Source organism: Aeromonas sp. HMWF015 (assembly GCF_963878965.1).
Taxonomy (GTDB): domain Bacteria; phylum Pseudomonadota; class Gammaproteobacteria; order Enterobacterales; family Aeromonadaceae; genus Aeromonas; species Aeromonas veronii.
This window is the reverse complement of record NZ_CAWNZT010000168.1, coordinates 6,769-12,681: the sequence shown is the minus strand read 5'-3', so window position 1 is coordinate 12,681 and position 5,913 is coordinate 6,769. Positions and strand designations below refer to the sequence as shown.

Sequence of the window (5,913 nt, the reverse complement as noted above, 5' to 3'; positions counted from 1 at the left end):
CTCTCCGACGAGTGCGCCATGATCACCGGCTCCATGGGCCTGCTCCCCTCTGCCAGCCTCAACGAATCGGGTTTCGGCCTGTTCGAACCGGCCGGTGGTTCGGCCCCGGATATCGCCGGCAAGGGTATTGCGAATCCCATTGCCCAGATCCTCTCCGCCGCCCTGATGCTGCGCTACAGCCTGGGCCAGGAAGCCGCAGCTCAAGCCATCGAGCAGGCCGTGGCCCAGACCCTGGCCGAGGGTTACTTCACCGCCGACCTGCATCAGGCCAGCGCCCGCCATCCGGTGCAGAGCACGTCCGAGATGGGTAGCCAGATCGCCGCCCGGATCTGAGCCGCATAACAGAGAACAAGGAAGAGAGAAGCAATGGCCAAGACCCTCTATCAGAAAGTATTCGACGCCCACGTGGTACGGGAAGTGGAAGGGGAGACCCCCCTCATCTACATCGACCGCCATCTGGTGCATGAAGTGACCAGCCCGCAGGCATTCGACGGCCTGCGCGCCATGAATCGCCAGCTGCGCCGCCCGGATCTGACCTGGGCCACCATGGATCACAATGTCTCCACCACCACCAAGGACATCGCCGCCTCCGGCGAGATGGCCCGCATCCAGATGGAGACGCTGGCCGACAACTGCAAAGAGTTCGGGGTTCGCCTCTACGATCTCAACCACAAATATCAGGGGATCGTCCATGTGATGGGCCCCGAGCTCGGCATCACCCTGCCCGGCACCACCATCGTCTGCGGTGACTCCCACACCGCCACCCACGGCGCCTTCGGCTCGCTGGCATTCGGCATCGGCACTTCCGAAGTGGAACATGTGATGGCGACCCAGACCCTGAAACAGGGCCGGGCCAAGACCATGCAGATCTCGGTCAACGGCAAGCTGGCGGAGGGCATCAGCGCCAAGGATGTGGTGCTGGCCATTATCGGCAAGGTCGGCCACGCCGGTGGTACCGGCTACGTGGTGGAATTCGCTGGCGAGGCTATCGAAGGGCTCACCATGGAAGGGCGGATGACGGTGTGCAACATGGCCATCGAGCTGGGCGCCAAGGCGGGAATGATCGCCCCTGACCAGACCACCATCGACTACATCCGTGGCAAGGAGTTTGCCCCCAAAGGCGAGGCGCTGGAGCAGGCCATCGCCTACTGGCAGAGCCTCAAGAGTGACGAAGGTGCCCGTTTCGATGCCGAGGTAGTGCTGGACGCCGCCGATATCGCCCCGCAGGTCACCTGGGGTACCAACCCGGGTCAGGTGATTGCCGTCAACGAGCCTATTCCGGCGCCGGAATCCTTCAGCGATCTGATGGAGCAGCAGTCTGCCCGCAAGGCACTCGCCTACATGGACTTGCAACCGGGCCAGAAGCTCTCCGACGTCGCCATCGACAAGGTGTTTATCGGATCGTGCACCAACAGCCGCATCGAGGATCTGCGTGCTGCTGCCGCCATCGCCCGCGGTCGCAAGGTGGCCGCTGGCGTGCAGGCGCTGGTGGTGCCTGGCTCCGAGCAGGTGAAGGCACAAGCCGAAGCCGAGGGGCTGGACAAGATCTTCATCGAGGCCGGTTTTGAGTGGCGCCTGCCCGGCTGCTCCATGTGTCTGGCGATGAACAACGACCGGCTGCAACCGGGAGAGCGCTGCGCCTCCACCAGCAACCGCAACTTCGAAGGGCGTCAGGGCCGCGCCGGCCGCACCCATCTGGTGAGCCCGGCCATGGCCGCCGCTGCCGCCGTCACCGGCCGCTTCGCCGACATTCGCGCACTGTAAGAGGACATTTCGATGACAGGATTCAAACAGCATAAAGGGATCGTCGTCCCCCTCGACAGCGCCAACGTCGACACCGACGCCATCATTCCCAAACAGTTTTTGCAAAAAGTAAACCGCATCGGTTTTGGCAAGCACCTGTTCCACGACTGGCGCTTTCTGGACGATGCCGGCCAGCAGCCCAACCCCGAGTTTGTACTGAACCAACCGCAATTTGCCGGTGCCAGCATTCTGCTGGCCCGCGAGAACTTCGGCTGCGGGTCTAGTCGCGAGCACGCCCCCTGGGCGCTGGCCGACTACGGCTTCAAGACCATCATAGCCCCGAGCTTTGCCGATATTTTCTACGGCAACGCCATCAACAACGGCATGGTACCGGTGCGTCTGAAGGAGGAGGAGGTCGACACCCTGTTCCAGCTGGTGGCCGCCAAGCCGGGCATCGAGATCGAAGTGGATCTGGAAGCCAATCAGGTACGCGCCGGCAAACTCAGCTTCGGTTTCGAGATCGACGAGTTTCGCCGTTACTGCCTGCTCAACGGCTTGGATGCCATCGGCCTGACTCTGCAGCACGAGGCCGCCATCAGCGCCTTTGAGGCGAAGCAGCCGAGCTGGATTTAACGCGCCAGTTGCAAAAAAACGAGTAGAATCAACAGGGAGCTTCGGCTCCCTGTTTTACTGTCCGCTACGCTTCCCAATTTGGGCCACCGGAACTGGCCCGTGCCACAGGAAAGGATGATGAAGAGACCGACGGCAATTCCTCTGCTCTGTGCCCTGCTGCTTGCCCTGCCTGCGGGGGCCAGCCAAACCAGCTTCAACAACAGCCTCGGCCAGATCAGCGTCGGCTGGCAGGATAGCGAAGGCAAACCCCAACAGCTCACCTACCGGCTCGAACAGGGCAAGTTGCCGCCCCTTATCGCCTATCGTCCGGCGAGAATGCAGGAGGAGGTGTTGCAGGTGTTGCTGCGGGAGGTGCGCCAGAACTACCCCGAGGTGCAGTTCACCCTCGCCCGTCCCTCGCTGGAGCTGCATCTGAAAAGCCGCAATCAGGACAAGGCGCGCGAGGCGATGGCCTTTCTGCAGTCCAAGCGGAGCAATGAGGAGCAGGCGTGGCTGACCAAACACTACTTCCAGTACTTCACCCCCCCCGACGGGCAGCTGGCGGTGAAGCAGGATCATGTGCGCATCGCGCTGGAGAGTCGCAGCGGGCTGGCTCCGCTGGCGGATCAACTCAAGCAGCAGGGCAGCACCGAAACGGAAGCGCGCCAGAAAACCGTGGCCCATATGCTCACCTTTATCCAGAGCATCCCCTACCAGCAGCTCGACAGCCTGAATGGAAGGCAGGGCAAAGGATTTCTCCCGCCCCGTCAGGTGCTGGAGCAGAATCGGGGGGATTGCGACAGCAAGGTAACCCTGATGGCCGCCATGCTAGCCCAGCTCTTTCCCGAGCTGAAACAGGCCATGGTGTTCGTCCCCGGCCATGCCCTGCTGGCCGTTGACCTGCCCGCCAAGCCGGGGGATGTGACCCTCAACTGGCAGGGGCAGAACTACCTGCTGCTCGAACCTACCGGCCCCGCCATCTTGCCTGCGGGCCAAATAGCATCGACCAGCAAAACGCTGGTCGATAGCAAGCAGTTGAGTGTGCAGCCGGTTCAGGAGAAAGGCTAATCCCCTCCCTCTGCCGATGGGGAGAAAGGATTAACCCTGAGGCAGAAACTCTACCGCCAGCAGCAACCCGCTCTCCTCCTCCAGCACCCGGATAATACGGGCATGGGCTTCAAAGGGAGGTAACAGGTTGTTGTTGGTGGCAAGACTGATCCGGATGGGCTGATTGATGTCGAGCTGGTGTTCAGAGACCGCAATCCCCATGCCGTTGGCACTGAGATCCCGGCAGATCCCCTCCAGCACCAGCTGCTGCTGATAGACGGTGACCGGAGCATTGATGACCATGCGCGCAAAGGCACGCCTTTCCTTGGTATTGGTAAGCACGCGAACATCCTCTGTTGGGTGGGCGTCATCTCATGGGTATTGCACAATTGTGCTGGTCTACCCAAAAGAACGTTAATACAATGCGGTTCGTTTCTCAAACGGGGTGCGGTTTACCGCTGAGATTATACCCGTGTACCTGATCCAGATAATGCTGGCGGAGGAATTTGAGGCATGGCGCTCATTTTTTGCGCCCTCACCCGCTGGCACCTCGTTATTAACAAGTAATAGGGAGTGCCACCCATGAAGACCCTGCTGCTGGTCACCACCGGCCTGCTGTCGGCCAATGTGTTCGCCGCCGACACCCTCACCGTCTACACCTACAGCTCTTTCACTGCCGAGTGGGGTCCGGGGCCCAAGATCAAACAGGCCTTCGAGAAAGAGTGCGGCTGCACCCTCAATCTGGTTCCCCTCGAAGATGGGGTCGCCATCCTCAACCGACTGCGGCTGGAGGGCAACCACAGCAAGGCCGATCTGGTGCTGGGGCTCGACGATGCCCTCATCAGCGAAGCCAAGCAGAGCGGTCTGTTCGCCCCCCATCCCGCCAAGCTCGACAGCATCAAGGTGCCGGGTGGCTGGCAGGATGACACCTTCGTCCCCTACGACTACGGCTACTTCGCCTTTGTCTATGACAGGGACAAACTCAAGCAACCACCCAAGAGCCTGAAAGAGCTGGTGGAGCGGCCCGATCTCAAGGTGATCTATCAGGATCCCCGCACCTCCACCCCGGGGCAGGGGCTGATGCTGTGGATGAAGTCTGTTTATGGCGACAAGGCGCCTGCCGCCTGGGCCGAGCTTGCCAAAAAGACGGTTACCGTCACCAAGGGGTGGTCAGAGGCCTATGGCATGTTCCTCGATGGCGAAGCGGACATGGTGCTCTCCTACACCACCTCTCCGGCCTATCACCTGATTGGCGAGAACAAGCCCCAGTATCAGGCTGCAGCCTTCGAGGAGGGTCACTACCGTCAGGTAGAAGTGGCTGCCAAGCTGAAGAGCGCCAAACAGGAGAAGCTGGCTGACCAGTTCCTGCAATTTATGGTGAGCCCCGCCTTCCAGAACGAGATCCCGACCGGCAACTGGATGTATCCGGTCATCGATACCCAACTACCCAAGGGCTTCGAGCAGATGATCACCGTCAGCAAACCGCTGGCCTTCAGCGCTGATGAGGTGGCCGCCAATCGCAAAGGGTGGATCCGCGAGTGGCTGCAAGCCGTCACCCAGTGAGCCGTCACGCCCTGAAACTACAGACTCGTCCCCTCTGGTGGCTGCCGGGCAGCGCAGCCACCCTGTTGATCCTGTTGTTGTCCCTCGGGCCGCTCGCGGCCCTGCTGTGGCAAGCCGGTTCGCTGGCACCCCGCACCCTGCTCGCGGACCCTTATCTGCGCCATGTGCTGGGCTTCAGTCTGGGGCAGGCACTGCTCTCCACCCTGCTCAGCCTAGGGCTGGCCATTCCGGTGGCCCGCGCGCTGGCGCGGCGGCGCTTCATTGGCCGCACCCTGCTGATCAAGTTGTTTGGCCTCTCGCTGGTGCTGCCGGTCATCATCGCCATCTTCGGCATCGTGGCGGTTCACGGCAAACAGGGGTGGCTGCCGCAGCTACTACGCTCACTGGGGCTGGATCCCGGCAACTACCTCTACGGCCTGTTCGGCATCCTGCTGGCCCACGTCTTCTTCAACATGCCGCTGGCGGCACGCCTGATGCTGCAGAGTATAGAGAACATCCCCGAATCGAGCTGGCGCCTTGCCAGCCAGCTCGGCATGCGCTCATCCCACATCTTCCGATTGCTGGAGTGGCCGCTTATTCGCGGCATATTGCCGGGACTGGCCAGCCTCATCTTCATGCTCTGTTTCACCAGCTTCACCACAGTGCTGGCGCTGGGGGGCGGGCCGAAATCCACCACCCTGGAGGTGGCGGTCTATCAGGCGCTGCGCTTTGACTTCGATCTCGCCACCGCGGGTGGACTGGCGCTGGTGCAGCTGATCCTGACCGCCGCGCTGCTCGCCCTGCAACACAAGCTGCAGAGCACCCCGGCCAGCAGGGTGACCCCCCGTCGCCCCTGCCTGCGGCCGGATCGTCATCAGCCGGGCACAGCCGTGGTGGATCTGCTCTCGCTCGGCATCGGGCTTGCCATCTTCCTGCCACCGCTGCTGGCCATCGTGGTGGCAGGCCTTC

The 5,913-nt window shown here is 61.9% G+C and carries 6 protein-coding genes, 1 pseudogene and 1 riboswitch; of the genes and pseudogenes, 6 read left to right on the top strand and 1 reads right to left on the bottom strand.

The features are described from left to right. The 4 genes from AACS18_RS23275 to AACS18_RS08645 form a co-directional block, all read left to right on the top strand. On the top strand, positions 1–333 hold a 333-nt coding region (locus AACS18_RS23275), incomplete at its 5' end, for an isocitrate/isopropylmalate family dehydrogenase (protein WP_258228891.1). Positions 334–366: 33 nt separating this feature from the next. Continuing rightward, positions 367–1,764 carry a 3-isopropylmalate dehydratase large subunit gene (gene leuC, locus AACS18_RS08655; RefSeq protein ID WP_108614128.1) on the top strand — a complete coding sequence of 466 codons (1,398 nt, stop codon included), beginning with the start codon at positions 367–369 and terminating at the stop codon, positions 1,762–1,764. Between the two features lie 12 nt (positions 1,765–1,776). Beyond that, positions 1,777–2,376: a 3-isopropylmalate dehydratase small subunit gene (gene leuD, locus AACS18_RS08650; RefSeq protein WP_108614127.1), complete on the top strand. Its 600-nt coding sequence runs from the start codon at positions 1,777–1,779 to the stop codon at positions 2,374–2,376. A gap of 117 nt (positions 2,377–2,493) precedes the next feature. Beyond that, a complete protein-coding gene (locus AACS18_RS08645) occupies positions 2,494–3,423 on the top strand; it encodes a hypothetical protein (RefSeq protein ID WP_108614126.1) in 930 nt (309 codons plus the stop codon). 30 nt (positions 3,424–3,453) lie between these two features. Here AACS18_RS08645 and AACS18_RS08640 read toward each other — a convergent pair whose 3' ends face one another. Beyond that, positions 3,454–3,744: a PilZ domain-containing protein gene (locus AACS18_RS08640; protein ID WP_005339160.1), complete on the bottom strand. Its 291-nt coding sequence runs from the start codon at positions 3,742–3,744 to the stop codon at positions 3,454–3,456. Between the two features lie 89 nt (positions 3,745–3,833). Next, positions 3,834–3,924: riboswitch (TPP riboswitch) on the top strand. A 60-nt stretch (positions 3,925–3,984) separates the two neighbouring features. On the opposite strand from AACS18_RS08640, the gene thiB reads away from it, so the two are divergent. Together thiB and thiP are read left to right on the top strand one after the other, a co-directional pair. Further along, positions 3,985–4,965 (top strand): thiamine ABC transporter substrate binding subunit, encoded by a 981-nt coding sequence (thiB, locus tag AACS18_RS08635; RefSeq protein ID WP_108614125.1) that lies wholly within the window; start codon positions 3,985–3,987, stop codon positions 4,963–4,965. Further along, positions 4,962–5,913 (top strand): annotated as a pseudogene (thiP, locus tag AACS18_RS23270) (thiamine/thiamine pyrophosphate ABC transporter permease ThiP); the annotation flags it as partial. The gene thiB and the pseudogene thiP, both read left to right, overlap by 4 nt.